The organism is Paenibacillus sp. R-74696, from assembly GCF_055814915.1.
The window spans coordinates 22,507-49,264 of record NZ_JBPULM010000013.1 but is presented as its reverse complement, the minus strand read 5'-3'; the positions used below and the strand labels follow the sequence as shown (position 1 = coordinate 49,264).

24 protein-coding genes are annotated in these 26,758 nt (G+C 49.1%); 4 read left to right on the top strand and 20 right to left on the bottom strand.

The features are described from left to right. Positions 1 to 54: 54 nt before the first annotated feature. Complete coding sequence (locus tag ACSR9A_RS02425) at positions 55 to 651, top strand: TetR/AcrR family transcriptional regulator (protein WP_473755416.1); 597 nt, start codon at positions 55 to 57, stop codon at positions 649 to 651. Positions 652 to 770: 119 nt separating this feature from the next. Next, positions 771 to 1,790, top strand: coding sequence for an iron chelate uptake ABC transporter family permease subunit (locus ACSR9A_RS02420; RefSeq protein WP_473755415.1), 1,020 nt, complete (start codon positions 771 to 773; stop codon positions 1,788 to 1,790). A 168-nt stretch (positions 1,791 to 1,958) separates the two neighbouring features. On the opposite strand, the gene urtE is transcribed toward ACSR9A_RS02420, so the two are convergent. From urtE to ACSR9A_RS02390, 6 genes are all read right to left on the bottom strand, one after another. Further along, positions 1,959 to 2,672, bottom strand: a complete 714-nt coding sequence (gene urtE / locus ACSR9A_RS02415) for an urea ABC transporter ATP-binding subunit UrtE (RefSeq protein ID WP_473755414.1) — start codon at positions 2,670 to 2,672, stop codon at positions 1,959 to 1,961. Further along, on the bottom strand, positions 2,650 to 3,429 hold the full coding sequence (gene urtD, locus ACSR9A_RS02410) for an urea ABC transporter ATP-binding protein UrtD (RefSeq protein WP_473755413.1): 780 nt from the start codon (positions 3,427 to 3,429) through the stop codon (positions 2,650 to 2,652). The genes urtE and urtD overlap by 23 nt, the downstream gene beginning before the upstream one ends. Then, a complete protein-coding gene (gene urtC / locus ACSR9A_RS02405; protein ID WP_473755468.1) occupies positions 3,398 to 4,399 on the bottom strand; it encodes an urea ABC transporter permease subunit UrtC in 1,002 nt (333 codons plus the stop codon). The genes urtD and urtC overlap by 32 nt, the downstream gene beginning before the upstream one ends. A 110-nt stretch (positions 4,400 to 4,509) precedes the next feature. Next, entirely contained in the window at positions 4,510 to 5,415 is a 906-nt protein-coding gene (urtB, locus tag ACSR9A_RS02400) for an urea ABC transporter permease subunit UrtB (protein WP_473755411.1), read from the bottom strand. A gap of 108 nt (positions 5,416 to 5,523) precedes the next feature. Beyond that, positions 5,524 to 6,786, bottom strand: a complete 1,263-nt coding sequence (gene urtA / locus ACSR9A_RS02395; RefSeq protein WP_473755410.1) for an urea ABC transporter substrate-binding protein — start codon at positions 6,784 to 6,786, stop codon at positions 5,524 to 5,526. A 446-nt stretch (positions 6,787 to 7,232) separates the two neighbouring features. Then, positions 7,233 to 8,633, bottom strand: coding sequence for an MATE family efflux transporter (locus tag ACSR9A_RS02390; protein WP_473755409.1), 1,401 nt, complete (start codon positions 8,631 to 8,633; stop codon positions 7,233 to 7,235). Positions 8,634 to 8,791: 158 nt separating this feature from the next. Here ACSR9A_RS02390 and ACSR9A_RS02385 point away from each other — a divergent pair, with 158 nt between their 5' ends. Then, a complete protein-coding gene (locus tag ACSR9A_RS02385; RefSeq protein ID WP_473755408.1) occupies positions 8,792 to 9,676 on the top strand; it encodes an AraC family transcriptional regulator in 885 nt (294 codons plus the stop codon). Positions 9,677 to 9,784: 108 nt separating this feature from the next. Here ACSR9A_RS02385 and ACSR9A_RS02380 read toward each other — a convergent pair whose 3' ends face one another. From ACSR9A_RS02380 to ACSR9A_RS02345, 8 genes are all read right to left on the bottom strand, one after another. After that, on the bottom strand, positions 9,785 to 10,942 hold the full coding sequence (locus ACSR9A_RS02380; RefSeq protein ID WP_473755407.1) for a peptidylprolyl isomerase: 1,158 nt from the start codon (positions 10,940 to 10,942) through the stop codon (positions 9,785 to 9,787). Positions 10,943 to 11,019: 77 nt separating this feature from the next. Further along, on the bottom strand, positions 11,020 to 14,547 hold the full coding sequence (gene mfd, locus ACSR9A_RS02375) for a transcription-repair coupling factor (RefSeq protein WP_473755406.1): 3,528 nt from the start codon (positions 14,545 to 14,547) through the stop codon (positions 11,020 to 11,022). Positions 14,548 to 14,994: 447 nt separating this feature from the next. Further along, on the bottom strand, positions 14,995 to 15,228 hold the full coding sequence (fin, locus tag ACSR9A_RS02370; protein ID WP_046234476.1) for an anti-sigma-F factor Fin: 234 nt from the start codon (positions 15,226 to 15,228) through the stop codon (positions 14,995 to 14,997). A gap of 128 nt (positions 15,229 to 15,356) precedes the next feature. After that, a complete protein-coding gene (gene pth, locus ACSR9A_RS02365) occupies positions 15,357 to 15,917 on the bottom strand; it encodes an aminoacyl-tRNA hydrolase (RefSeq protein WP_473755405.1) in 561 nt (186 codons plus the stop codon). Between the two features lie 973 nt (positions 15,918 to 16,890). Next, positions 16,891 to 17,502 (bottom strand): hypothetical protein, encoded by a 612-nt coding sequence (locus tag ACSR9A_RS02360; RefSeq protein ID WP_473755404.1) that lies wholly within the window; start codon positions 17,500 to 17,502, stop codon positions 16,891 to 16,893. Between the two features lie 274 nt (positions 17,503 to 17,776). After that, positions 17,777 to 18,637, bottom strand: coding sequence for an NmrA family NAD(P)-binding protein (locus tag ACSR9A_RS02355; RefSeq protein WP_473755467.1), 861 nt, complete (start codon positions 18,635 to 18,637; stop codon positions 17,777 to 17,779). A 54-nt stretch (positions 18,638 to 18,691) separates the two neighbouring features. Continuing rightward, positions 18,692 to 19,144: a hypothetical protein gene (locus tag ACSR9A_RS02350; protein WP_473755403.1), complete on the bottom strand. Its 453-nt coding sequence runs from the start codon at positions 19,142 to 19,144 to the stop codon at positions 18,692 to 18,694. 128 nt (positions 19,145 to 19,272) lie between these two features. Further along, a complete protein-coding gene (locus tag ACSR9A_RS02345) occupies positions 19,273 to 19,866 on the bottom strand; it encodes a TetR/AcrR family transcriptional regulator (RefSeq protein WP_473755402.1) in 594 nt (197 codons plus the stop codon). Positions 19,867 to 20,077: 211 nt separating this feature from the next. On the opposite strand from ACSR9A_RS02345, the gene ACSR9A_RS02340 reads away from it, so the two are divergent. Then, a complete protein-coding gene (locus tag ACSR9A_RS02340) occupies positions 20,078 to 21,220 on the top strand; it encodes a WG repeat-containing protein (RefSeq protein WP_473755401.1) in 1,143 nt (380 codons plus the stop codon). Here the strand turns inward: ACSR9A_RS02340 and ACSR9A_RS02335 are convergent. The 6 genes from ACSR9A_RS02335 to ACSR9A_RS02310 form a co-directional block, all read right to left on the bottom strand. After that, entirely contained in the window at positions 21,217 to 22,131 is a 915-nt protein-coding gene (locus tag ACSR9A_RS02335) for a metallophosphoesterase family protein (protein WP_473755400.1), read from the bottom strand. The genes ACSR9A_RS02340 and ACSR9A_RS02335 overlap by 4 nt on opposite strands. 62 nt (positions 22,132 to 22,193) lie before the next feature. After that, positions 22,194 to 22,538: a DMT family transporter gene (locus ACSR9A_RS02330; protein ID WP_473755399.1), complete on the bottom strand. Its 345-nt coding sequence runs from the start codon at positions 22,536 to 22,538 to the stop codon at positions 22,194 to 22,196. A gap of 7 nt (positions 22,539 to 22,545) precedes the next feature. Next, positions 22,546 to 23,442, bottom strand: coding sequence for an HAD family hydrolase (locus ACSR9A_RS02325; protein WP_473755398.1), 897 nt, complete (start codon positions 23,440 to 23,442; stop codon positions 22,546 to 22,548). A 3-nt stretch (positions 23,443 to 23,445) separates the two neighbouring features. Continuing rightward, a complete protein-coding gene (locus ACSR9A_RS02320; RefSeq protein WP_473755397.1) occupies positions 23,446 to 24,804 on the bottom strand; it encodes an ABC transporter substrate-binding protein in 1,359 nt (452 codons plus the stop codon). A gap of 40 nt (positions 24,805 to 24,844) precedes the next feature. After that, a complete protein-coding gene (locus tag ACSR9A_RS02315; protein ID WP_473755396.1) occupies positions 24,845 to 25,684 on the bottom strand; it encodes a carbohydrate ABC transporter permease in 840 nt (279 codons plus the stop codon). A 23-nt stretch (positions 25,685 to 25,707) separates the two neighbouring features. Next, complete coding sequence (locus ACSR9A_RS02310) at positions 25,708 to 26,532, bottom strand: carbohydrate ABC transporter permease (RefSeq protein WP_473755465.1); 825 nt, start codon at positions 26,530 to 26,532, stop codon at positions 25,708 to 25,710. Positions 26,533 to 26,758: the final 226 nt, after the last annotated feature.

The window sequence follows — 26,758 nt, the reverse complement described above, 5'->3', positions numbered from 1 at the left end:
ACTTAGACAACCATGAAACGAGAGCTGTAAGCATAGAGAGGAGATTGACCGCCCATGCGTAAAGGAGAAAAAACACGCCGTCATATTATTATGAAATCGGCGGAGCTTTTTAATCAGAAGGGAATTACGGGGTCATCGATCCAGGATATTATAGACGCAACTGGCGTAACGAAAGGCGGCATCTATCGAAGCTTTAGCAGCAAGGATGAAATTGCTCTTGAAGCTTTTGCCTATGCGGGAGAGGTGCTGCAAGAGCATTTTGAGATGGCCATGGGGAGTGCAGATACAGCACTAGGCAAACTCATGGCGCTTTGCCATATTTACAGCGATACGGTCAACAATACTCCACTAAAGGGCGGCTGCCCGTTTATTATTAGTGCAGTCGAAAGCGATCACGCTTTACCTGCTCTTCGCGGGCATACAATTGCCGCTTTTGAAGGTTCGCTTGTCATGTTACAGGAGATTTTGAAGCTGGGCATAGCCAGAGGCGAATTTCGGGCCGATTGCGATCTAGAATCAACCGCCTCCTTTATATTCTCCTCCCTTGAAGGAGGTATTATGGTCAGCCGGCTCACGCAGGATAACAAATATGTGAATTATTCTATAAATAATATAGAAATATTCTTAAAGACCACAATCGCCGTTTCTTAATTAAAAAATAGATTTTCCAGCGTTCGCCATACTAAGGTGATGAACAGTCCGGGTGTAATATTCCCTCTATATTTCCGATATAAAGGAAAATAGATTTTTTCAGGAAGGACTAATGATTCATGACTACACGTACGAAAGCGAATCCGCTGTTTGTGTCTGCCTTGTTTATTTTAGGGCCTATTTTGGTGATTGCTTGTTTTGCTTGGCATTTAGCCACGGGCTTTATCGGTGTTGGCCTCAGCGATTTCGCCGATGCCCTCATTCATAAAGACTGGGATTCAAAAGCATTTATGATAATGAGCGAATATCGCCTTCCAAGTGCAGTAGCCCTGACATTAGCAGGAGCTGGCCTCGCCGCTTCCGCAGCTATTCTTCAAGGCCTCATGCGTAATCGCTTGGCTGCGCCCACGACTTTTGGGCTCACCGAAATGTCGAGTCTTGCTCTATTTTTAGCTTGGCCGTTTATTTTTAGTGAAGAGGCTTCCACTTCTATTCCCGTCGTCACGGCTGCTCTCAGTATCGCCGGCTGTTTGACTGGCTGTATCATCATGTATGGGATGACGCGCTTCCTCAAAATCCCGCCATCCTCGATGCAGTTTATTTTTGCCGGAGCATTCCTTGGAACAGCTGCCCATTTCGCTATTTTGCTTGTTCGCCTATACGCCAATGACCGTTACGATATCAGTGCAGTATTAACAGCAGTAAGCGGTGTATACATTACAGGAAAAAGCTCTTACGCCTTAGCTTCACTCATTATTGTCGCCTTGGTCGCTGCTGTAGGGCTATCTTTCTTTATTTCTAAGCATTTTTATGGAGAAAGAGCAGCCGGAGCTGCTGTATATGGCCTATCCGCCGCAGTCGTTATTCTTATGACCGGTCTTGCCGTTTGGCTTGTCGGCCCAGTAGCTTGTATAGGCCTGATAGCATCTGCCCTGCTCAGCAAATGGTGCGGCAATGATTACCGAATCATTATTCCGGGCTCGGCCATTATTGGAGCGATTGTATTATTACTCTTAAGCATTTTAAGCAAATCCTTATCACCTCTTGGCGATATACCGATTGCCCACACTACCAATGCCGTTGCCATTCCATTATTCATTATTATATTGTGGAAGCATTATCGCAAGACGAAGACGTAGGACACAGACAGGATAGACAACGACAATCATCATAAGAATACAGAAAAAGGCTTACCTCTCTAAAAAGCAGCTTGCACCTTTAGAGAAGTAGGCCTTTTTCTCTTTTATCCCTTATTATCTGCTTTGAGGCGGGGCTGTCAAAATCGAGGTATGAGATGAATCGTGGTATTATACCGTCAAATATTTCTTGATCACGTCGTTGCTCAACTGCGCGAGTGTTCCTTCCCAAGCGACAGCGCCCTTTTCCAAAATATAAAAATAATCGCCTACGCTTTTTACAAAATCGAGGCTTTGCTCAACGAGCAGGATCGCCGTCTGGCCATCCGCCTTAATGGAACGAATGACCTCGCGGATATCATCCACGATGGAGGGCTGAATGCCCTCGCAAGGCTCATCGAGCAGCAGCAGAGATGGCTGTGAAGCGAGCGCTCTGGCGAAAGCAAGCTGCTGCTGCTGTCCGCCGCTGAGGTCGCCGCCGCGCCGCGCATACATTTCCGGCAGCACCGGAAATTTCGCAATGGCCGCGGGCGGGATCATATTCGCCTGTCCACGCCCTCGCCCCTCCCGCGGCGCGGCCTCCAAGCCGATCAAAATATTTTCGTATACCGTGAGCTGTCCGAAAATCTCTCTTCCCTGCGGCACGTATCCCATGCCGCTCTTCGCCCTTCTGCCCGGTGCGCGCTTCGTCAGATCCACGCCTTTATAAGCCACCGTACCATGCCGCGCTTTGAGCAGCCCCATAATGCTTTTCATCAACGTCGTTTTCCCGACGCCGTTACGACCGAGCAGGCATACAACCTGACCCGGCTCCACCTTTAAGGATACATCGCGCAAAATAATGCTTTCCCCGTATCCGGCCTCAAGCTGTCGAACGGCTAGCATCCTCATCCCGCCTTTTCCCCAAATACACTTCGGCTACACGGTCATCCCGCTGCACATCCTCCATCGTGCCTTCCTTGAGCAGCTTGCCTTCATGCATGACCGTCACCTTGCTCGCAAAGCTGCGCACAAACTCCATATCATGCTCGACGACGACGACGGAGCGTTCCCGAGCAATTTCCTGAAGCAGCTCCCCCGTCTTATCCGTCTCCTTATCGGTCATCCCAGCCACCGGCTCATCGAGCAGCAAAATATCCGGCTCCTGCAGCAGCATCATGCCGATTTCCAGCCACTGCTTCTCGCCATGCGACAGCCCGCCTGCACGGCTATCCTCTTGATCAGACAGCCCGATCATCTCCAGCTGCCGTCTCATCCGCTTCTGTTCTTCTGCCTGCACCCTAGCAAACAGCGTAGCGAACACGCCCCGCCGCTGACGCAGTGCGATCTCCAGATTTTCCAGCACGGTCATGGAGGGGAAAATCGAAGGAGCCTGGAACTTGCGCCCGATGCCCAGCTCGGCAATTTGATGCTCTTTTTTTCGCGTAATATCAATATCGCCATTGAATGTGACCTGCCCCGTTGATGGCCGGACTTTGCCGCAAATGACATCCAGCATCGTCGTTTTGCCCGCGCCGTTCGGACCGATCAGGAAGCGCAGCTCCCCTTTTGCCAAGTTGAGGCTCATGCCCTGAATCGCTTTAAAGCCGTCAAATTCCACCGTCACGTCATTACATTGCAGGATACTCGATGGTTGGCTCATTTTTCGTCACCCTCCGTTTTTTGCCGAGCTTGATTTTGCCAAGCAGTCCCGTTAAGCCATTCGGCAGGAATACTACAACGATGACAAACATTGCACCGAGAAAATAGGTCCAGCCCTCGGGATAGGAGGTGCTGAATTCGCTTTTTGCCCAATTGAGCAATACAGCGCCCAGCGCCGCTCCAATTAATGTGCCGCGCCCGCCAATGGCCACCCACAGCACCATTTCAATGGAGGGCACGATGCCCATCATGGAAGGCGAAATAATGCCAACATGGAGCACAAACAGCATGCCCGCGATACCCGCAAACGCGGCAGATAAAGTGAAAATAGCCATTTGATACATCGCAGGGTTGTAACCGATGAAGCGCACGCGATTTTCTCCGTCGCGAATGGCGCGGAGCACCTTGCCGAAGCGGCTGCCAACGACATAACGGCATGCTACAAAAACCGCAATCAACACCAGCACCGTGACAAAATATAAAATTCGCTTCGTATCAGGGGAGGCGAGCGAAGCGCCTAATATTTTGCTAAACCCCGTTACGCCGTTCGTCCCGCCTGTAAAAGCCTGCTGTCCGACGAGCAGCGTCGTCGTAATAATGACCAACGCCTGCGTCAAAATCGTGAAATATACACCGCGAATGCGATTGCGAAAGGTGAAAAACCCGAGAAATAGCGCCAGCAGCGCGGGCATGACAATACCCATAGCTACCGCAAAGCCAAAGCTGCTGAACGGCTGCCAGAACAGCGGCAGCTCCTTGAGCCCGCTCCAGCCCATAAAATCCGGCAGCTTCCCGCCGCTTGCCTCCAGCTTCAAGTACATCGCCATCGCATAAGCACCGATCCCGAAGAAAATGCCATGGCCGAGACTAAGAATGCCCGTGTAGCCCCAAATTAAGTCCAGCCCCAGCGCCACAATAGCAAAAGCAAGAAATTTTGCCAGCAGGTTGAGGCGAAAATCACTTAAAAACATCGGAGCCGAGAACAACGCCACGGCCGCAGCTGCATAACCTGCCAAAATCCACAAACGCTGGGGTGATAACCTTCGCTGCTCTATTTTCACACCCGTCACCCCTTTCTCTATTAATCAAGCGAGCGTGTGCGCATTGCCACAAACCCGGAAGGACGCCATTGCAGGAATGCTACGATACACAGAAACACCAGCACCTTGCCGAGCGAAGCATTCGTCCAATATTCAAACATCGTATTAAACACGCCGATGCCGAGCGCGCCAAGCACTGTACCAACCAGCTTGCCGACACCCCCAAGCACGACAACCATGAATGCATCAACAATATAATAGGTGCCCAGAGAGGGCCCAATCGGCCCCAACAGCGTTAGAGCACAGCCCGCAATTCCTGCAATGCCTGAGCCAATCGCAAAGGTCATTGCGTCTACGCGACGGGTTGATACGCCGAGGCATGCCGCCATATCGCGATTTTGCATAACGGCACGCATGCGCCGACCTTCAAGGCTGCGGTAAATATAGAAGTACATGGCGATCAGACAGGCCGCGACCAAGCCGACGATGAACAGCCTTTTGTATGGAAGCACGACATCGTTCAATATGCGCATGCCACCATTTAGCCAAGAGGGGCTGGTCACCGCCACATTGGGAGCGCCGAAAATGGACCGTGCCAGCTGCTGAAGCACAAGGCCGACGCCCCAGGTTGCAAGCAAGCTGTCAAGCGGCCTGCCATACAGATGGCGAATCAGGCTGACTTCAAGCAGAAGTCCAAACAAAAATGCAATCAGGAAGCTCGCTGGAATCGATAGAACAAAGTACCAGTTGAACCAGAAGCCCGGCATATAGGCGTGAAACAGATTTTGCGTCAAATAGGTGGAATAAGCGCCAATCATAATCAGCTCGCCATGGGCCATATTAATGACCTTCATTAAGCCAAATGTAATCGCCAGCCCCAGTGCAATCAGCAGCAAAATCGAGCTTACGCTAATGCCATTGAACAGCTGCAATATAAATACGTCCATCCCGCTCTTCACCTCCTGCGATGGCTTGCGCCATCGCCATTATACCGCTGCTGCGATAGGTAGCCATTTCATGCCCACAAGCATTCCGAAAGCATGCGCCTAAGCTTTCTACTCGGATGGCTGGATGCTTGCTGCCCATTCATAGCTTTTCAAATAAGGGTCTGGCTTCACCGCTTCGCCAGAATTCCACAGCTCCTTGAACTGTCCGTCCGCCTGAACCTCGCCAATCCTTACCGTTTTGTAAATATGCTGCGTCTCTCCGTCAATGCGCACCTTGCCTTCCGGCGCATCCCACTCCAGCTCCTTCGCCGCTTCCTTTACTTTGGCAACATCAGTGGAGCCCGCCTTCTCTACGGCCGCCTTCCACAAATACACCGCTGTGTATCCAGCCTCAATAGGGTCAGCCGTCACTCGATCCTCCCCGTATTTCTTCTTATAATTGGCTACAAAAGCCGCATTGGCCGGGGTATCTGTCGTCTGATAGTAGTTCCATGCCGCCAAATGCCCTTCCAGCACATCTACCCCAATGCCGCGGATTTCCTCCTCCGCTACCGATACCGACAATGTCGTCAAATCCTGGGCGGAAATACCTGCATCCTTCAACTGCTTGAAGAAAGCGACGTTGCTGTCGCCATTCAGCGTATTAAATACGATGTCCGGCTTCGCTTCTTTGATTTTGCTAATAATGGTACTGTAATCCGTATGTCCAAGCGGCGTATATTCCTCGCCTACCAGCTCGCCGCCCTTAGCCTTGAGCTGCTCTTTAATAATCAGATTAGCCGTGCGCGGAAATACATAATCGGAGCCGAGCAGATACATTTTTTTGCCGCGATTTTCGAGCAGCCAGTCTACAGCCGGCACAATCTGCTGGTTGGTCGTTGCTCCCGTATAGAAAATGTTTGGCGATGCCTCCAGCCCCTCATATTGCACCGGATACCAGAGCAAGCCATTCAATTCCTCGAATACCGGCTTCATTGCCTTACGGCTTGAGGAGGTCCATCCCCCGAACACTGTCGCCACCTTATCCTCGGAAATCAGCTTGCGGGCTTTCTCAGCAAAGGTCGGCCAATCCGACGCTCCATCTTCAACGACCGGAACAATTTGCTTGCCCAGCACGCCGCCTGCCGCATTAATTTCTTCAATGGCCATCAGCTCTGCATCTCTTACTGACACTTCGCTAATTGCCATCGTACCGCTAAGCGAGTGAAGAATGCCTACTTTAATGCCATCTGACGAAGCGGCCCCATTACTTTCCCCCGCCGCGTCAGAAGGTGTTGTTGAGGCTGTCTCTTTATTTCCCCCGCATGCCGATACAATTAGGCTAATAAGCAATACAATAATCCCCGCTTGAATGAAATTTCTGTTTTTCATTTCTCCACTCCCCTAAGTTAAGCATTATTTGTATAAGAGATATCTAAAACCGAACGTTAAGAGAAATTATGTATGAATCGTTCGTTCAGAGGGAACGTTCGCAGGTTCATTATAGATTGGCAATTTATCTCATGTCAATATATCTAACACAACTTTTTCTTTTTCTATTATATTCGACAAAAAAATTGTTTTTGTGACATATTTATTCAGTCCAAAGATGATTCTAATGCCTCATCTTCGTTTTGACTCGCTTTCCTCTTCATGTTTAAGTTATTTTATCTGACATACAATTAGACTTCCAAATCACTTTTACGAAGGATGATGCCCCTTTCGCAGCTCTTGTTCTCAAGCATAAAAAAACAGCTACACGCTTAGCGCATAGCTGCTATTCCTTGTTTTATTGATGCAAAAACCTCAAGCATCGCTCCAACGTTTTAAACCGATCTTCACTTAGCAAGGGCACCCGAGCCCGGGGCTAGCGTGCCTTGTACAGCCTTTTGCTCCAGTTCATTCTGCAGCTCGGCTTTGAGCAGAAATTTCCGCCCCCGCCAGCGAAATAGAGCTAGCGCACCCCGAATGTACTCATCCAAAATCATGCAAGCATAAATGCCGAGCAGCCCCCAGCCAAGCTCGATGCCGACCCAGTAGGCGAGCGCCGTTGCAATGAGCCACATGGAGATTAGCGAGCTCCACATCGTAAACCTTGTGTCACCGACTGCATTTAGCGCATTCCCCATCGCCATATTGACCATTTTTCCTGGCTGCAAAATGAGGTTGAGGCCTAGCAGCGAGACGCCGAGCGCTATAATTTCGCGATTAACCGTAAATAATCCGAGCAGCTGCTTGCCGAATAGGAAGATAAGCGTGGCATTGACCGTAACGATGGCAAGCCCGATCCACATGGCGCGATACGCTATGCCATACGCTTCTTTCATTCGGCCGGCTCCAAACAAATGAGCAATTTGAATTTGCACCGCCAAAGCAATGGAATACCCCAGCATGAAGCAAAACGATTCCAGTGTATTTAAATACGTCCGAGCCGCGAGCTCGGTCGTGCCGAGCATCGCCAAAAACGTATAAATAAGCAGCTGTGTAAATACCCAGCAGGACATATTGACGCCAAGCGGCCAACCGATTCGCAGCACATCGCCAAACAGCTTGCGGCTGAAATTTGCAAGATCACGAACCCGAATCGTACGTTCAAAAGCATGCATAAACATAACAAACAGCACCGTGACGGCAAGCAAACGACAGATGACCGTCGATATCGCTACCCCTTTCAGCCCCCATTCCGGGAAGCCGAAGGCGCCAAAAATAAACGCATAGTTGAGAACGACATGTATAATGTTCATGCCTATGGCTGTATACATCGGTCCCTTCGTATTGCCGGTGTTGCGAATCGCCGTGCTAAGCGCTGCCATCAAGGAAATGAGCACCATGCCCCCGCCTACGATGGAAATATAAGTTTCAGCAAGCGGCATCAAATGCTCCGGCAGCTTGAGCAGCGAAGCGATTTGCCCTGGCATCGTATATAGTACGACGCTCAGCCCAATCCCGATAATGCCGCTCACACTGACCGCCATTATCGCAATCGTCCGGGCCTCCTCGTTTTTGCGTGATCCCAGCTTTTGGGCAATGAGTATGCCTGCCCCGCTGGCCACTGTAATAAACAGCGTCGTGAGCGCCTGAAACAGCTGATTGGAGAAGCCGACAACGGCAACTGCCTGATCGGATATCCGGCTTACCATCAGCGTGTCTGCCGCGCCAAGCAAAAATTGTAAAAATAACTCAATAAAAATCGGCCATGCCAGCAGCCACAACGATAATTTTTTGTTCGTTACTGCCATTTTCCTATCTCCCTCTGGAGCCAGCCTTACTCGCTCATCCGTTGCTCTAGTGTCATTCGTCTTCTCAAATTATAGATGCTATACTGAGCATGATGTATCATTTTCAAAACCGAAACTATTAAAATACAAACTTCAAGGCAAGGAGGAGGCACGGCCGTATGACGATGATTCATTTGACGATTCCCCCGCTTCCCCATTATATTATAGGCGGTCTTTCCATCGCCCCGGCAGGACGAAAACACCCGAGCAGAAGAAATATTGGCGTGTTCGACCTGCTCGTCGTGAATAAGGGCTGCCTTTATATCGGGGAAGAAGAGCGGGAATATGAGGTGCGTGGTGGTCATGCGCTCATTTTGCGGCCTGATGCCTACCATTACGCGACGAAGGCCTGCCAAGAAACCACGGCTTACTACTGGATACATTTTCAGACGACCGGAGCATGGAGTGTTTCAGAAAGGCTCGCCGATCAACAGCCTGGCGGCAGCAGCCTCGAGCGTATACAAAACAATAACTTTTACACGATGCCAACCTTTACAAAACAACTCCCGCAATTTGCGAGGCTGCTCCAGCCTTCGCGTATGGACAGCCTGCTGCGGCAGCTCGTGCAGTTGAATACGAATGATCATATTTCCGGCGTCAAATGGAAGCAGCAGCTCGCTTTTCAAGAAATTATGGAACAGCTGTCTGCCTCCCTAGAGGTTGCCGGACCTTCTCCCTCCGCGCAATGTGCCGAGCAAGCCGCCTCGTATTTGCGTGAGCACTACCGCGATAACATAACGGCGCAGGAGCTAAGCGAGGCGGTTAACTTCCATTCCGTCTACATTGCCAGATGCATGCAAAAAGAGTTCGGCTGCGCGCCCTTCGATTATTTAATGCGCTTCCGCTTGGAACAGGCGAAGCTGCTTCTGCTTCAAACCGACCTTGCGGTCGCCCGCATTGCCGAGGAGGTTGGCTTTAATCAGCCTGCCTATTTCACCTCCTGCTTCTCGCGTTATGAGGGGCTCTCGCCGCGCCAATACCGCCAGCGCTTTTCGCATGGCTAAACGCGCGCACCAAGCGTGTACAGCAAAAATCCCCATGCCCCAGCTAGTTAGCTGGACATGGGGATTTTGCTTATTCTATACACTCATCGCATGTGCGATAGGCGTTTATTACTTCGCCGCAGGCGATGCGGACGGTTCTACCGACGCGCTAGGTGAAGCCGATGCAGCCGGCTCTTGTGATGCAGCAGCATCATCAGTCGCTTTCGCATCGTCGCTTGCTGCTGGGGATTGCTCTGCACCTGGTGCAGGAGATTGCTCAGGCAGCGTAATTTTCACTTCTTGATTTTTCATATCTTCGCTCATGAAAGTGCTCATATGGGCGTAAGCTACAGCGCTCTCTACTGCTTCTTTTGTCGTATCATCAAGCTTGTCATACGTCAGCTCATCGCGTTTCTCAACCATAATGACATGATAGCCATATTCGGTTTCTACTGGCTCGCCGATAACGCCGATTTTTTGCGTCATAGCTGCATTTTTGAAGTTTTCAACCCAGTCGCTTGGCTTTGCATTCTCAATTTGACCACCAACTTCTTTGGAGCCCGAGTCGTCCGAATAGACCTTAGCAAGAGCCGCCCAGTCGCCGCCTTCATCCAGCTTCGCTTTTACTTCTTTGGCGATTTTCAGCGCTTCTTCTTTCGTGCGCAGCTCCTTCGTCTCTTGCGTTTCCTGATCTGTCTCGGAAGTAGCAACTAGAATATGACGAAGCGTAACAGTCGAATATTTGGCAATATTCGTTTCGAACTCTTTCTTAAGCTCCTCGTCGGTCACTTTGGATTTCATGTGATCTACGACTACCAGCATCAGCTTCATGTAGGTTTTTACATCGCTGTTCGTGATTTTTTTCGCTTCCAGCTGCGTTTTCAGTTCGGCCTGTTGCTCCAGTGCCGCTTCAAAATCCGCAAACTGCTTGTCCGTATCTGTAGTAGCCTGCTTCACGGTTTCTTCGCTTGCTTGAGCCGCCAAAATTTTGTAAGCAATGTACTGCTGCAGCAATTGCTCTTGGAACTGTGGCAGAGCCGTTACGGACTCATAGCCAGGCTGCAAGAAATTAAATACCGCCAAATACTTTGTGAATTCAGCTTCGGTTACTTTGCCATTGTCCTTATAAGTAGCAACAGTCGCTCCTTCGCTTGTACCGCTGAACGCTGTACCGTTTCCTTCTTCTTTCTTCGAGCCGCAAGCCGCCAAAACCGACATGACCAGCACGGCCGCGACTACGAGCAGAGCCATTCTGCGCCAAGTCGATTTGCGTGTGTTGTGCAACATTAATAAATCTCCTCTCAAATCATAAAGTTGATTGTATTGTAACAGATATGTGGGCCCTATTGCGAATTTACAGGAAATCAAGGAGCTGTATCCTGCAGCTCCTCCTTCACAATTCGTGCATCAGCGTAACGCTTCAAAAACTGCTCAAGCAGCAGCAGACGCTGATCCATATCCAGTCCTTTGCCTCGAAGGGTAACTACCGGATTGTCCTCCAGCGAGCTGCCTTGGTGGAAGCGATTTTCAAAATGCAGACACAGCTTGTCGACCTGCTTTCTATCGATCTGCTTCTTCTCGGCGGCAGCATATCGAACGACGAGTTCATCATTGCGCTGGCTAATCTGCTCAATGCCATACATCGCGCCATACACCTTCAATTTTGCCACCGTCATCAGATTATCTACCGCCTGCGGCAGATTGCCAAACCGGTCGATGATTTCCTCGGTCAAATCCTCCGCCTCATCGAAGGAGCGAACGGACGCCACCTTCTTGTAAATCTCAATCTTCTGAATGCTGTCATAAATATAATCAGATGGCAGGTAAGCATCTACGCTGACATCAATGAGCGTACTGACGACTCTGCTTTCCTGCACAGGAGCGCCATCGAGCTCCGCCTTGCGCTTGCCAATCTCATCGGCAAGCATTTGCGAGTACAAGTCAAAGCCGACCGACGCAATAAAACCATGCTGCTCTGCGCCCAGCAAGTTGCCGGCACCGCGAATCGCAAGGTCGCGCATCGCGATTTTGAAGCCGGAGCCAAGCTCCGTAAACTCTTTAATGGATTGCAGACGTTTCTCGGCAACCTCCGTCAGCACCTTATCGCGCTGATAGGTGAAATAAGCATATGCGATCCGATTGGAGCGGCCAACCCGTCCCCGCAGCTGATAAAGCTGCGACAGGCCCATTTTATCCGAATCATGGACAATGAGCGTATTGACGTTCGGAATATCAACACCCGTCTCAATAATGCTCGTGCTGACCAGCACATCGGATTCGCCGTCGAGGAAGTCGAGTATCGTCTTCTCCAGCTCCTGCTCCGACATTTGCCCATGCCCGACCGCTACCTTCGCATCCGGCACCAGCTCTGAAATCAGCTCCGCCATTTGGTAGATTCCCTGAACGCGATTGTACAAGTAATAGACTTGGCCGCCACGGGCCAATTCACGCTCAATCGACTCTCTGACAAGCGCAGTGTTGTATTCGACCACATACGTCTGTACCGGGAAACGATTTTCTGGCGGCGTCTCAATAACCGATAGATCGCGAACGCCCAGCATCGACATATGCAGGGTACGCGGAATCGGTGTTGCCGTCAGCGTCAGCACATCGACGTTGTTTTTCAGCTTCTTGAGCTTCTCTTTATGCGATACGCCGAACCGCTGCTCCTCATCGACAATCAGCAGGCCCAGATCCTTGAACACAATGTCCTGCGACAGCAGCCTATGCGTGCCAATGACAACATCGACGGTCCCGGCTTTGAGGCCCTTCATCGTATCGTTTTGCTCCTTGCGGGAGCGGAAACGGCTCAGCACTTGAATATTGAACGGATACCCGGAGAAACGCTCGCGGAACGTCTCATAGTGCTGCTGCGCAAGAATGGTAGTTGGCACGAGAATCGCAACCTGCTTGCCCTCAATAGCCGCCTTAAACGCTGCCCGTACAGCAACCTCCGTCTTGCCGTAGCCCACATCGCCGCATAGCAAACGATCCATTGGCATCGGCTTCTCCATATCCCGTTTGATTTCCTCGATGGCCCGCAGCTGATCCCGCGTCTCATCGTAAGGGAACATTTCCTCAAACTCGTTCTGGTAAGCGGTATCCTGTCCAAAGGCGAAGCCCGGCGCCGATTGGCGCTGCGCATACAGCTTGATCAAGTCATCGGCAATGTCCTTAACCGACGACTGCACCTTGCTTTTCGCCCTTGTCCACTCGCTGCCGCCCAGCTTATTGATCTTCGGCTCTTTTTCCTCATTGCCGACATATTTCTGAATCATATCGACTTGTTCAATCGGAACAGAGAGCTTATCCCCGCCTGCGTATACGATGTGCAAATAGTCCTTATGAATGCCCGCAATTTCCAGCGTTCCGATGCCGACATATTTGCCGATGCCATGGTTCTGATGCACGACATAGTCGCCGACCTTCAGCTCGGTGTAGCTCTTGATCCGCTCGGCATTGTCTATCTTCTTGTCGATACGGCGCGCCTTGCGCTGCTTCTGGGAGAACATCTCTCCTTCTGTAATGACAACCAGATGCGAAGAGGGCAGCTCGAAACCAGATTGCAGGTTCCCTTCCAGCAGCGTAGGCGGCTCAATATTATAATCGAACAGCACGCGGCGCATGCGCTCCATACGTTCCGCATTTCCGGCCAGCATGAGCACGTTAGCCCCAATTTTGCGCCAGCGGTCCATCTCTGCCTTGAGCACATTCATTTGTCCGTGGAAGTTTTGCATCGCCCGGCTCGTCATATTGAGAATGTTTTGCGGCTGCGAATGCGGAATTTGCCTTAAAAACAGGGATAAGAACAAGGTAGGAAACCGCTTACCATACAAAACTTCCTCCGACTTGCACGCAAGCTCAAAGCCTGGCAGCGATTTGCCGTTTTGCAGCAAATGGGTCGCCCATTCTGCCTCATCGCGCTCCAACTGCTTCGCCGTTTCGATCAAGCGGGTAGGCTCATCCATAATGAGCAGCGTATCTTCCGGCATGTAGTCCATAATGGTCTGGCGTTCCGGATACAGCAAGGAAATATATTTATAAATATCGGTGAAATATATATGCTCGCGCAGCTTCTCTAGCTCGCTGCCGATTTCCAAGCGAAGGCGCTCCTTAGCCGTACGATCGGACATTTTGCCAAGCTGCTGCTCCAGCAAGGCCGCCGCATGGCTAGCTGCTGATGCAAAGCGCTCTGCGCTCGCAACAATTTCCTGGCATGGCGGAACCGTATACGTCTGAATATTGCCTTGCGACCGCTGGTCAGCGGCGTCAAATGTCCGAATGGAATCGACATCATCGCCGAACCATTCAATCCGGTAAGCAGAAGCCTCAGTCAACGGGTAAAAATCGACGATTCCCCCGCGCACGCTCATTTCACCACGAGATTCAACGCGGTCTACGCGAATGTAGCCCAGCCCGGTCATTTTTCGCAGGAAGCTGTCAATCGGCAGAACATCGCCCACGCTAATCGTAATTTTCGCCTCTGCCATAACGCCGGGTACAGGCAAGTAGCGCCGCACACCGGAAAATGGCACGACAACAATCCCGCGGAAGCCTTCGGACAGCTTGATCAGCACGTCCATTCGCTGCGCCAGCGTCTCAGGACTCGAGATCGCCGATTCGGCAGCTACCAGCTCATTAGCGGGATAGAGCAGCACAGTATCCGAAGAGAAGCATTCCTGAAGATCCTCCGCAATTTTCTGCGCTGAAAACATATTATGTGTCACGACAAGCATCGGACGGTCTATCTCTTCTTTCACTGCGGCCATCAGCACTTGTCTGGATGAACCAGCAAGCCCTGATACCATTTGCTCGCGCATTCCTGAACGGATTCCGGCTATTATGGACTGCACATCCGGATCAGCCGCAAAAGCCTGTATTAACGCTTTCAATCGTCTCGGCACCCCATTTCTATAAACAGACCACTTATAAATCCTTAAATTTCAAGGTGAAACGGCTGTCGCCATCCTTTGGCGGTGCGGCGCGTTTCATTCCGAGAAATATAGAGAAAGGATAGCGTATTGATATACTTTCCTATATTTCAAGCGTAAACGGCTGATGCCGTCCTCTGGCGGCAAGGCTGTCGTTTCGCGTAGAAATTTAAGCGGCTTATAAGCATACAACTTATAAATTCTTAAATTTCAAGCAAAACCGCCCACCTAAAAAGGTGAGCTCTACGCTTTGCATGTATGAATCGCTATCATCGAAAAGAAGCCTCAGCCAGCCGCCAAGGCCTTACATTACTTGTGAGCTCAAGGTGAAACGGCTGTCGCCGTCCTTGGTGGCGCGGCGTGTTTCATTCAATGCCCTTTACAAGCTGCTTTCAAATGACTTACCTTCTACTGCAACGGGCTCGCGATTAAGTTCAGCTCAGGATTCGCCTCTAGCGCTTCCCGGCAATAATCGCAAATCACCTTAACCGTCACGTCTCCGTGCTGGTCATACGTAATTATATCGCTGCGTTCTTCAAGGGTCAAGAAATCGAAACCGAGCTGCTGCTCAGTAATTTCGCCACCGCCTGCAATCGTCCCTATAGGCGTACGGCAGTGTTTGCAAATATAGTTTACAGCCATATGTATGCCTCCTGAAGAATGGTTATACCCTTCAGTATGCCCGGCTTTAGCCTATTTTACGCATCTTCTATAGCAGCATCGGGAAAAAGAGCCTGCACGGCATGAACAGCTTGACCTTTTTCACCAAATTAGCGATTAAACTTCGCCATCGTCTCCTCGAACGACGCTTTCAGTGAAAACTCTGCTGCATCACAAGCCTGATCAATCATCGTTTTCAACTGCTCCTGCTCGCTTTTCGGAAAATTGGACAACACGTAGTCGGCAATGTTGCCGCCGGGCTCCGGACGTGTAATCCCCATGCGAATCCGGTCAAACGTCTGCGTGCCTAAATGCGAAATAAGAGATTTAATACCATTATGTCCGCCGGGCCCACCTTGGAAACGAAGACGGATACGCCCAACCTCCGTATCGAGATCATCGTATACGACGAGCCCTTCGGTCACATCGGATTTAAAATAATCGATGAACGAACGCACCGATTCACCAGATAAATTCATATACGTCATCGGCTTGATCAGCACAACCTTCGTACCATTCACATTGCCCTCGCCAATCAGCGCTTTGCATTTGCTTTGCGTCACTTGGATGCCCCATCGCCGTGCGAGCTCATCAATAACCATAAATCCAACGTTGTGCCTTGTGCCCTGATATTGCGTCCCAGGGTTGCCTAGTCCCACAATCCATTTCATAGCGGTCTTTCACTCCTTGCTGTCTCGATCCTTATCGATTGTTATGTTCTCCATTTTACCTTATTTTCCTTCATTGCGGTCAATATATTGCATCAGATAACCGATATGGACGATAACATGGCGGACCCCTTCTTTACGAAAAATGTTCCACGTGAAAAAAATGACCTCCCTACTGTTACACTCGCTATTTAACAAACACTCATTCCTCTATATTTATATGACTTCTTCAGAATCAACAGCATGACATTAATCTAAATAACAAATATACAAAGCATTAATGCACGCCGTCTACCTGTTAGCCTTAGTTAATATGAAGCGTTTATTCGTCTTCCATTCAATAATTTTCTTTCTGTTAGTATGCTGGTAGAACTGCTAGCATGAACGAATACTGTATGCTACAATCAACAAAAGGAAATATTCGTAAAAAGGAGTGGGTCGAATTGGGCTTATTGTACAACAAAAAAAGTCAAATAATAATAACAATTCTTTATCCCATCATAGCTTTTATAATATTAAGCATAAAGCAAACACTCGAAACATGGATTATTCCTGTACTTGTTACAGTTTTGTTTTGTTTACTGTGGAGTAATGTGAGGTATTTAATTACCTCTACACTTCTAATGTGGGTCATATCAGTACCTATGTGGTTATTACTGATAGAACGTTCAAAGGAAGATCAAGGTTATGTGATTTTCACTTCATCATTGCCATTTATTATAGCATTATTTATATTCATCGTTCTAATACCTGAAATTTTATTTATCATTTTTAAAAACTTTATTATAAACAAGTTTTTTCACCAAAAAAAACAAAATTAGAGTATATTAAAAATCTGAAAAATACTGTAACAGATCAATAAAAACATAGAAGATCACTATTTTTTAAAAAAGAGGCTTTCAGATCATAAATCTGAAAGCCTCTTTTTAATTCTATTAATATTAGACTGTAATTACTCATACAATAAAAACGTATTTTATGGGGTTTTAAATGATCCAGCGTATGTTAGATCAGAACTGTCAATAATTTGGGCAGGCGTTACATAAGCTTCTTTACTAGGATTATAATAACCAATAATATAATCAGTATTACTATTTCCATAATAAAAAGCTTGCCAAATAAATTTTGAGCAGTAGTTAGGGTTAATAGTTCCTAATTTGAAATCGTTCCAACTAAATACCGGAATACTATAATTCGTTACCATATGATAATTATCTTTTGCCCAAACTGCCGCTTTACTACCATGTGCAGCTCGGTAAACTCTAATTGTTTCTCCTTCGCCATGTCTACCAAAGTAGTTATACAGAGCATCGGCTTTCCCTCCTGATCCTGCTCCATCATCTGCAGGATTTACATGGTACACCCTCATATCTGATGCAACAATCGCGATATGGCCAACAAATGCTGTAGATGACCCAAATGTTTTGGAAGAATACAACACGTCACCTGTTTTAATAATAACATTAGATCTCGGATAATACTCTGGCAACTCAGCCTTAGGAGTAATATGATCGGCACTCACAACAGATGGAATCATAAATAATAGAAAAATTGCCAATGAGAGAGCTAAATTCAGATATTTTCTCACATTACACCACCAATTCTATTTTTTAACTTTCTCAATTATCATATAGCAATATCTACTGGAAGTAAATTACCATATGTAAAAATTGATCATATTGGCGATGTTTCATGCAAATTCCTAAACATTTCAAAATTAGGAGACGCAGAAATAAACATAATATCTGTATCAATAGACAGGGTGAAAAACTAAACTGTCGGCGCATGATGGTTTTGTTTTCTTGATAGGAATAAGACCATTCCAGCCGACAGTCAGGTTTTGATTGTTCTATCTCCCCTCGTTATTTCCAGACCGAAGCATGGGCAGCAGCAAAAGCTTCAAATGAGGTTGGCGGACGGCTCGTTACACGCAGCACCGTATCGGTTGAAATATCCTCCGCCCCCTTCTGCTGAATCGCTTCGTCCAACCGAGCGAGAATGGCAGCGTACTCCTCCGGCATACCCGCAGCAACCATTCCAGCCATAAGCTGCTCCTTGCTTATGCTGATATGGCTGATCTCCCTTCCGGCGACGTCTCCAATGATTTTACATAATTCCGCGTAACTCATGGAGCGCGGGCCCGTAATAAGATGAGCCGTATTATGCGCCCGTTCATCCAGAAGCGCCCTCACACCAACCTCCGCAATATCATTTGCATCCACAAACCCTATTTTTCCATCCCCGGTCGCGGTAACGATTTGATTGCTTGATCTGATCTGTTCCCCGTGAAAGGCTTCCGTGAAATTTTGCATAAAATAGGAAGGGCGCAGCACCGCCCACTCCGGCGCAAGCTTGCGAACCGCCTGATGCACCTTGCCGAAGAGCGGGCCGGACTCATCGACCGAAGCACTGCTCAGCAGCACAACCCGCCCTATACCAGCTGCGACTGCCAGCTCCAGAAAAGGAATCATCACCTTCTCAGGCTCCACCTCAAGAACGGGCGCAACTAAATAAAGGCCATCTACATAGCTCAAAGCAGGCCCATGCGTACGTTCATCATGCCAGTCAAAATAGATGTGGTCCGTATGCCCCTCTGTCCCGGCAGAATTGGTTTTTCGGCTCGCCAGACGTACCTGCTGCCCTTCCTCTATAAGTCTTCTCGCCAATCGACTGCCTGTTTTCCCACTAGCTCCAGTAATTAAAATGGTTTTTTTATTCATTATTTCTGAACACTCCTATTTCATATTTTTTGTAGGTTCACCGTTTAGTTTGAAGATTCATTTGGAGATTCGTTTGCAGATGAGCCTGGAGATTTCCGTGTTTTCAACGTGATCCAGGCTGCTGCTGCGCCTATAAGGGCGAAAGCTGCCATTGTAAAATAAGCGACTCGAATAGCTCCCCCAAGCCCCTGCAGACCTCGTGCGATAATCAGCAGCAATTGGCAACCAGCAAAGCCGCCAAGCAGTGATCCTGCTCCGAAAATCGTCATGGCCACCATAAACATCCGTCGCCGTCCAAGCAAATCCGACATTCTCCCTCCAAGTCAGCAGAAATCCACCAAATGTGAGCGCATAAGCACTAACGATCCATTGCAGCGAGCTAGAAGAGAAACCGAGATGACTGCCGATAGACGGTAAAGCAACGTAAATAATCGTAAAATCGAGCGCTAAAATCAATTGGGCCATCGTTAGAATAAAAATGGCCAGCCTTTTAAGCGTAGTTTTTTTCATCGTAATCCTTCCTTTGCTTTTATAATTTGTATATACTTTATAGACTGAACAGTCCGAAATGACCAAAAATAATAGACCATTCAGTCCGGAAAAGGCAAATTAAAAACGCATGCCACCCGCAGCAAAAATTAGCTTCGAAGCACGCGCAGTGTCATGGATGCGATATCTTTCAGCGCCTCGCGATCCGTCAAATATTTGGCATGGAAAGTCAGTGCGAATCTGGAATGGTTCAAATAGCGCGCCAGCATAAGCAGATCTTGATCTTCGTGCCCCTCTTGCAGTTCGCCTTGCGCCTTCGCTCGAATGAGCGCCTGATGGAAAGCATGCTCCTGCTCAGCCATATTCGTCTCAATGATAGCCTTGATATCGGCATCGCCAGGCATCATCTCCGTTGCACTAGTCAAAATCAAGCATTCCTTCGAAAGCTCTGGGTCCATCAGTACGATGATGCTTTCGTCAAAAACATGGGCAATCGCATCGACGACATGGTCAGCTTTTTCTAGATAGGAGATGGCTAATGCCGTCTTTTGAGAGAAGTAGCTTTTCAATGCCATAATAAACAGCTCACGCTTCGTTCCGTAGGTGTCATAAAGACTTTGGCGCGCAATGCCCAGATGGTCAAGCAGCTGCTGAAGAGACGTTCCCTCGTAGCCATATTCGCCAAAAACCTTCATCGCCTTATGCAAAACGACCGTCGTATCAAACTCCTTATTTCGGCCCACTGTCCGCTCACCTCCAACACGTATCATACCCATTCCAGACTGTTTAGTCAAATATTATTTGGAGCACGCCTTAGTGGGAGCCTCCCGCTATAAGATCAGACTTCCCTAATATACTACTACTGCAACCTAACCCACACCAACAACGTCCATTAAACATAGAGAAAATAATTCCATATCCAACCATACTAGCTACAAGAGAGGAAATGAGCATATGCGGTTATTTCGTACATTACTTATGTTTGCCATCATTACCAGCCTGATTACAGGCACGGTATCTGCCAGCGGTGCGGAAGACACTGGTTCGCAAAAGGAGACGAAACCGGCGGCTGAAGCCCGCCATTATTTGTATTTGATTAAAAAGGACGGCAAATACGGATATATTAATCAAAGCGGGAAAATCGTCATTGAGCCCGTTTACGACGGCGGCTCGCGTTCCTTCTCCTTAAAGCCGAATGAGCCCGTCCAAGTTACTGACAATAAACAGAAGACGATCATCTATTTTTCGGCTGAAGGAACGAAGCTTTTTGAATGCCCTCAGACGCGCTGCGTCGGCATTATGCAGAACGAGCGTGTCATATACAAGGAGCAAGTTAAGGGAGCAGATGGACAGCTGCAGAAGAAGTATGGTTATTTGAATGCCAAGGGTGAAAAAATAACCGAGCCTATTTTTCATAAAGCCCGTGAATTTTCCGAAGGGCTAGCCATCGTAACCATAGGTAAAGGCAGCGGCTATATTAATACGGATGGCAAACTCGTTATTCCTTATCAGTTCAGCAGTGCAACCAATTTTTCAGATGGCATGGCTTTAGTGGGCTATCTAAAAAAAAGCAAGGAAGGCGTGACAATCAAATACGGGTTTATTGATCAAACTGGAAAGCTCGTTATTCCTGCGCGCTTCAACTATGCCGATTCATTTACGGAGGGCGCTGCACGCGTGTCTTCTGGAGACACCTACGGTTTTATTAACAAGAGCGGCGAGTTTCTGTTCGAGCCTAATTACACCGCTGTTCAGCCTTTCTCAGAGGGCCTTGCCTACGTTGAACGCAACGGCAAATCCTTTTTCATTAATAAACAAGGAAAAAGAGCAACCATGAACGTAAGTTCCGGTGGCCCTTTCTCAAACGGACTAGCCCCTGTTCAAGCAGGCTCATCCTTTGGCTATATTAATCAGCAAGGTGCTTATGCGATCAAACCGACGGCTGCATATAGCTATGCCGAGCCGTTCCGGGGAGAGCTTGCTGTCGTCGAGCTCCGTGAAAATTCCAAAACGAAAACGCCCGCCATGCATGCTTATATCAATAAGACAGGCGTCATCGTTTGGAACAATATTGAAGACGAAAAATGGCGGAGCTAGCTTTCTTTTTCACCCGCATGACCGTTATGCACAAAATAGTCCTGGGCTTCCATCCACTGGCGCGCCACAAAATCACGGCCTCGGACACGCACACCCTGCTCGTAGACTTCAATATAATAGCCTTGGCTGCCGGCCTTATGCGCATCCTCATCCGTCCATAAATACGCGACGGATGCCGCGTTGAACATAGTCGCGATCTCGCCTTGCCCATCAAACACCGTATGCGGCGCACCCAGTTCCCAGTGGGTGTGCCCGGTGAACAAAATCACCTGCGGCCAGCCGGCCAGCACCTCGCGCAGCTCTTCGTCCTGATTCACGCCGTACCACTCCTGCTCCTCCAGCGATCCGGCAACGGTATTTTTCAGCGGCTGATGAAGGAATAGAAATACGGGACGCGAATCCCCGCGATGCTCCTCCAGCTTCTCTCCAAGCCATGCCAGCTGCGTGCTGGATAGCTCCGCATTTTTAGGCGTCTGTGTCTCCGACCCGAGAAAAATAAAATGGAAGCCCGCGATCCAGCGATCATAATAAACGCTGTCCATCCCCGTAAAATGCTTGAAGCTTCCAAGCTCCTGCCCTTGCTCCCAATCCTTCCACGTATCATGGTTGCCAATCGTATAAAGCACAGGCGGAAGCTTGCCGTTCTGCTTCACACGCTCGACTATCGCTGAAAACTGTACATATTCCGCTTCTTCCCCATGATCCGTAATATCGCCAGCATGCATAATGCCAGCGCTGCCCGAAGCTGCCGCCCGTTCTTGAATATCCATAAGCGCGCGCTCAAATTGCTGATTATGCACATGATTCGGGTCAACCGTTACATGCGTATCCGTAATGACTTGAAAAAACATCAGCGGCTCGCCGAGGTTAAGCGCCGTATTCTTTTCACACCACAAACTAACCTTCTTCATCATTAAAACTCCTTTTGCTGCTTTGCTTCCTTAACCTTAGCTGCTTCGCTGCTCTAGCTCCGTTAATTTCCTCTAACCGCCGCCCCATGCGCGCTAATGCTCATATTCAGCCCAACAACGCCGATCACAATAACTCCGACCCATAGCAGAGCCGAGAGCGGGATTCGCTCGCCGAACCAGATATAGCCAGCCCCTGTAATGAGCGTAATGCCTATACCTGACCATATCGCATACGCAACGCTTACATGCATATAACGCAGGGCAAAGTTCAGGCAGGTAAAGCTGCTTCCATAAAAAATAAACATAGCAATCGACGGGACCACGCGCGTAAAGCTCGCCGATAGTTTCATCGATATTGTTCCTGACAACTCCAGCACAATTGCCAGTGCCAGCCATAGATAGCCCACTATTTACTCACCCTTCAGTATGAGCTTCCTCCACAACAAGCTGCGAATAGGAAGCAATGATGACATCCGCCGAGGGAAGCACGCTCGCGGCCTGATTCGCTATACCGATACATAATGCCGCCCCTGCTGCCTGCCCCATTCTCATGTCGCCATCGGTATCGCCAATAATAGCAATCGACGAAGGGACAACACCAAGCTCCTGGCAAGCCAGCTCCAGCATGTCGGGATACGGCTTGCTGCGCGGCACGAGATCCGCTCCTATAACGACGGAGAAATAGGGCAGCAGCCCCATCCACTCTAAATGCTCGCGCGCCGCTTCGGTATCATCGGCCGTGACGATGCCGAGCTTTAGCCCTGCCTTTTTGCACTGTTCAATAAAAGGGACAACGCCTGCAAGCGGGATGGCAGATTTTCGTCTTTTCAGCTCCAAATCAGCCTCTTCCTTGCTTTCCCTAACTAGCTGCATCGATTCGCCCCAAGACAAGCCGAGCTTATAGCCTTGCAAGGCTGCAATGGCATACAAGTCATTCATCGTCCCCATCGCAAGCGGACCGTTGCGGTCATACGCGCATACATTCCCCGCCGCATCAAGGCTGGTTCCCCAGAGGGAGGGGAACATCCCTTTGGACAGCAGCAAGCCTTTAGCCGCAAGGCGCGCCGTATAACGGCTCGCCAGCAGCTCGCTCCAATTCCCCCACATCGAGACAAAATCAATAATCGTTCCATCTTTATCAAAAAGAATGGCTTCAACGTCACAGGGCTTGCCTTCGTCAACCTTAAGGCTAGCAACTGGATGCTGCTTCCCTTGCGCTTTTTCCTGATTTCGCTGCTGTTCCTGACTTCGCTGTTGTTCCTGCTCTATGCCATCTTCCCTTCCAGCTAGACGAGCTAAACGATCCATCATCGCTTATTTGCCCTTTAGCGCCTTATCCAGCTCGCGCTGCGCAGTTTCCTTAGCCTGCTTCAGCGCCTTCTCTGCCGAAATATTCTCGATTTGCACCTGATCAGCCGCTACAGTCAGCGCATCGCTGATTTTGCCTCCAGTCGGGTCAAGGAATGGCTTCGAGCCATGCGACGCTTGCTGCAAAGGCACCCTAATTTGTGGATTTGTCTCGCTGAATGCCTTGAAAGCTGGATCATCTTGTGCAGATAAACGTACCGCAATGTAACCTGTGTTCATCGACCACGATGCCGTATTTTCGCTTCCCGTGAAGAACGACAGCCATTTAAAGGCCGCTTCCTTCTGCTCATCCTTCGCTTTTGCAGGAACGCCCGCCATAATTGCTCGAGCGACTGGCTTGCCTTCGCCTACACCTTCCCAGCCCGGCTGCTGCATAGCACCAACGATGCTGAAATCCAGATCGCCTTGGTCACCGCTTGAACCCGTATAGCCTGCCGCTTGGCCTTTCATTACATCATCAATCGTTTTGTACCAGTACTCCCAGCCTTGTCCACCGGAGTGAATCGCCATCGTTTTATCTTCATGCAGCCATTTGCGGAATAAATCCCATGTCTCAATCCATTCCGGCGAATCGAATACAACCGTCTTTCCGTCATCACTCAAAATTTTGCCGCCCTTGCTGAGCGTCGCATCAATCATATTGTCTGCGCCCCACATCGGTTCCCAGCCATAGAAGGTCGTTTTGCCGCCTTCCTTCACCGCCATTTTCTCAGCCGCTGCCGCAAGGTCCTCCCACGTTTTGATATCCTCCGGCTTGATGCCCGCTTTCTTGAAAGTGTCCAAGCGATAATACATGAGCTGAGTCGTACCATACATCGGCATAAAATACTGCTTGCCTGCTACTTGTCCTTGCTCTAGAAACGTTTGGATAAAATCCTCTTTCTTAAAATCTGGCGCAGCGGCGATATAGCCATCCAGCGGCTCAAAATACCCTTTAGCCGCCCAATCCACATTGGAGGCCAGCACCGCAGCGGGAGGCTGTCCAGCCGCAATAGCTGCCTGAAGCTTTTGCTCCGTTTCATTGTAATCCGCTTGAACTACACCTTTGACGATGACCTCGCTTTGCGATTCATTGAATTTCTTAATAATGGCTTCTACATTTTCGCCCAGCTTGCCGCCAAGGCCGTACCAAAACTCAATTTGCACCGGCGCTTTCGGCGCCTCCGAGGCTGCTGCCGATTGCTCAGGCGTACTGCTGCTGCTCGCTCCACCTGTCTGCGTGTTTGCCGTCTGTCCACATGCGCTAAGCGTCACCATTGCAAGTGAGAGCGACATCGCGCTCACCCATTTCATTTTTTTCAACATGGTCCATTCCTCCACTTTTGATTATTTTAATTGCTTAAAGCTACCCCTTAATGCCAGAAGATAAGTTAACACTCTGCATAATCGTCCGCTGGGCGAACAGAAACAGCAGCAAGAGCGGAATAATTGTGAAAGAGCTTGCCGCCATAATGAGCGGCCATTTCAGCCCGTAAGCACCCCCTTCCACGAAGAAGCTGCGCAGTCCCGCCGACACGAGCTGGAGATCGGGATTTTTCGTAATAAGCATCGGCCAAAAATAATTGTTGTACTGCGAGATGAACGTAATGAGCGCAAGCACTACGAACGAGGCACGGGTCAGCGGCACCATAATCGTCCATAAAATTCGGCTGTGCGATGCACCATCGATTTGCCCGGCCTCCACCATCTCATGCGACACTTGCAGAAAGGCCTGTCTGATGAGAAAAATCGAGAAGACGCTGACCGCGTTTGATATAATTAGGCCCGCATATGAATCCAGCAAATAGAGCTTGGATAAAATCATATAGCTGGGCAAATACACCGCTGTGCTTGGAATCATGTAACCGAGCATAATAATGCTGGTCAAAAAACCTTTTAACCGAAATCTCATATGGGTCAAAGCGTAAGCCATCATCGCTGAATTAATAATTTGCAAAAGGACAATGGCGCCCGCAACAATTACGCTGTTGGCAATGTATTGACCGAAGGGTGCTGCAAGCCACGCCTCCACATAATTGCTCCATAACGGCACCTCCGGCCATAATGTCGGTGGAAACTGCCAAATCTCATCGTTTGTCTTCAGCGCGCTTGTCATCATCCAATAGAATGGAAATGCCATTGCGAGCGCAATAGCCAGCAAGCTAATATGCCGCAGCGCCAGCCCTGCTTGGTAAACAGCCTTCATAACTCCAAATTCCTCCCTATTAGCTAGTTGTAATGCACCATTTTGCGGCTGACCGTGAAGGATAGAACGGATAATAGAACGCAAATGACGATCATAATGATAGAAATCGACGACGCTTCGCCAACCTGGAATGATTCGAAGGCCGATTGGTAATACAGATACAGCAGCGTCCGAGTCGAGCCTGATGGACCGCCCTGCGTCAATACATTAATGGAATCGTAAGCTTGCAGCGCCTCGATCGTCTGCACAACGAACAGGAAGAACGTTGTTGGCGAGATAAGCGGCAGCGTTACGTGCAGAAATTTTTGAACAGCCCCGGCTCCATCCAGCCCTGCCGCCTCCAGCATATCCGTCGGCACGCTTCGCAGCGCTACAATGTAGAAGATCATCGCCCATCCGACCGATTTCCAGATGCCCACCAGCAGCACCCCGACCAATGCCCATTTGGGGTCTTGCAGCCAGCCAATTGCCGGAAGCCCTATCGCCCCTAAAATCGTATTGCCAAGCCCCACCTTAGGCTCTAATATCCATGACCAGACGATTGAAACGGCCACCGTTGGCGTTACCCAGGGCGCAAATACCAGCGTTCGATACAGAGCGGAGCCCTTAAGCGAGCGCCCCAGCAGCAGCGCCAGCCCCAGCCCACCTGCCATAATAGGCAGCACACTGCCGAGACAGAATAGAAGCGTCACCCTCAGCGACTGGTAGAAGGCGGGATTTTGCAGCAAATATACATAATTGTCCAAGCCGACGAACAGCTTTTCCGGACTCATAAAGTCCCATTCCACAAAGCTCAAATAAAAGACATACACCAGCGGCGCCAGCCAGAAGACCGTAATTGGAATCATTGCCGGCAGCGTAAACAGCACTGCTTTTAACTCGTTCAACCATCCTGTCCGTTTCAACACCTAAACTCTCCATTCAATAAAAATTTAATTAATGACCTTTTTAGCCGTTTTACCGAAATAAAAATCTATGAATTCAAAATTTATTGTATACTCATTATGTCGTAGAACTATTAACGCATCGTCATCACCAGCTTAATTTCTTGTAAAGATACAAATATAAAGCTGA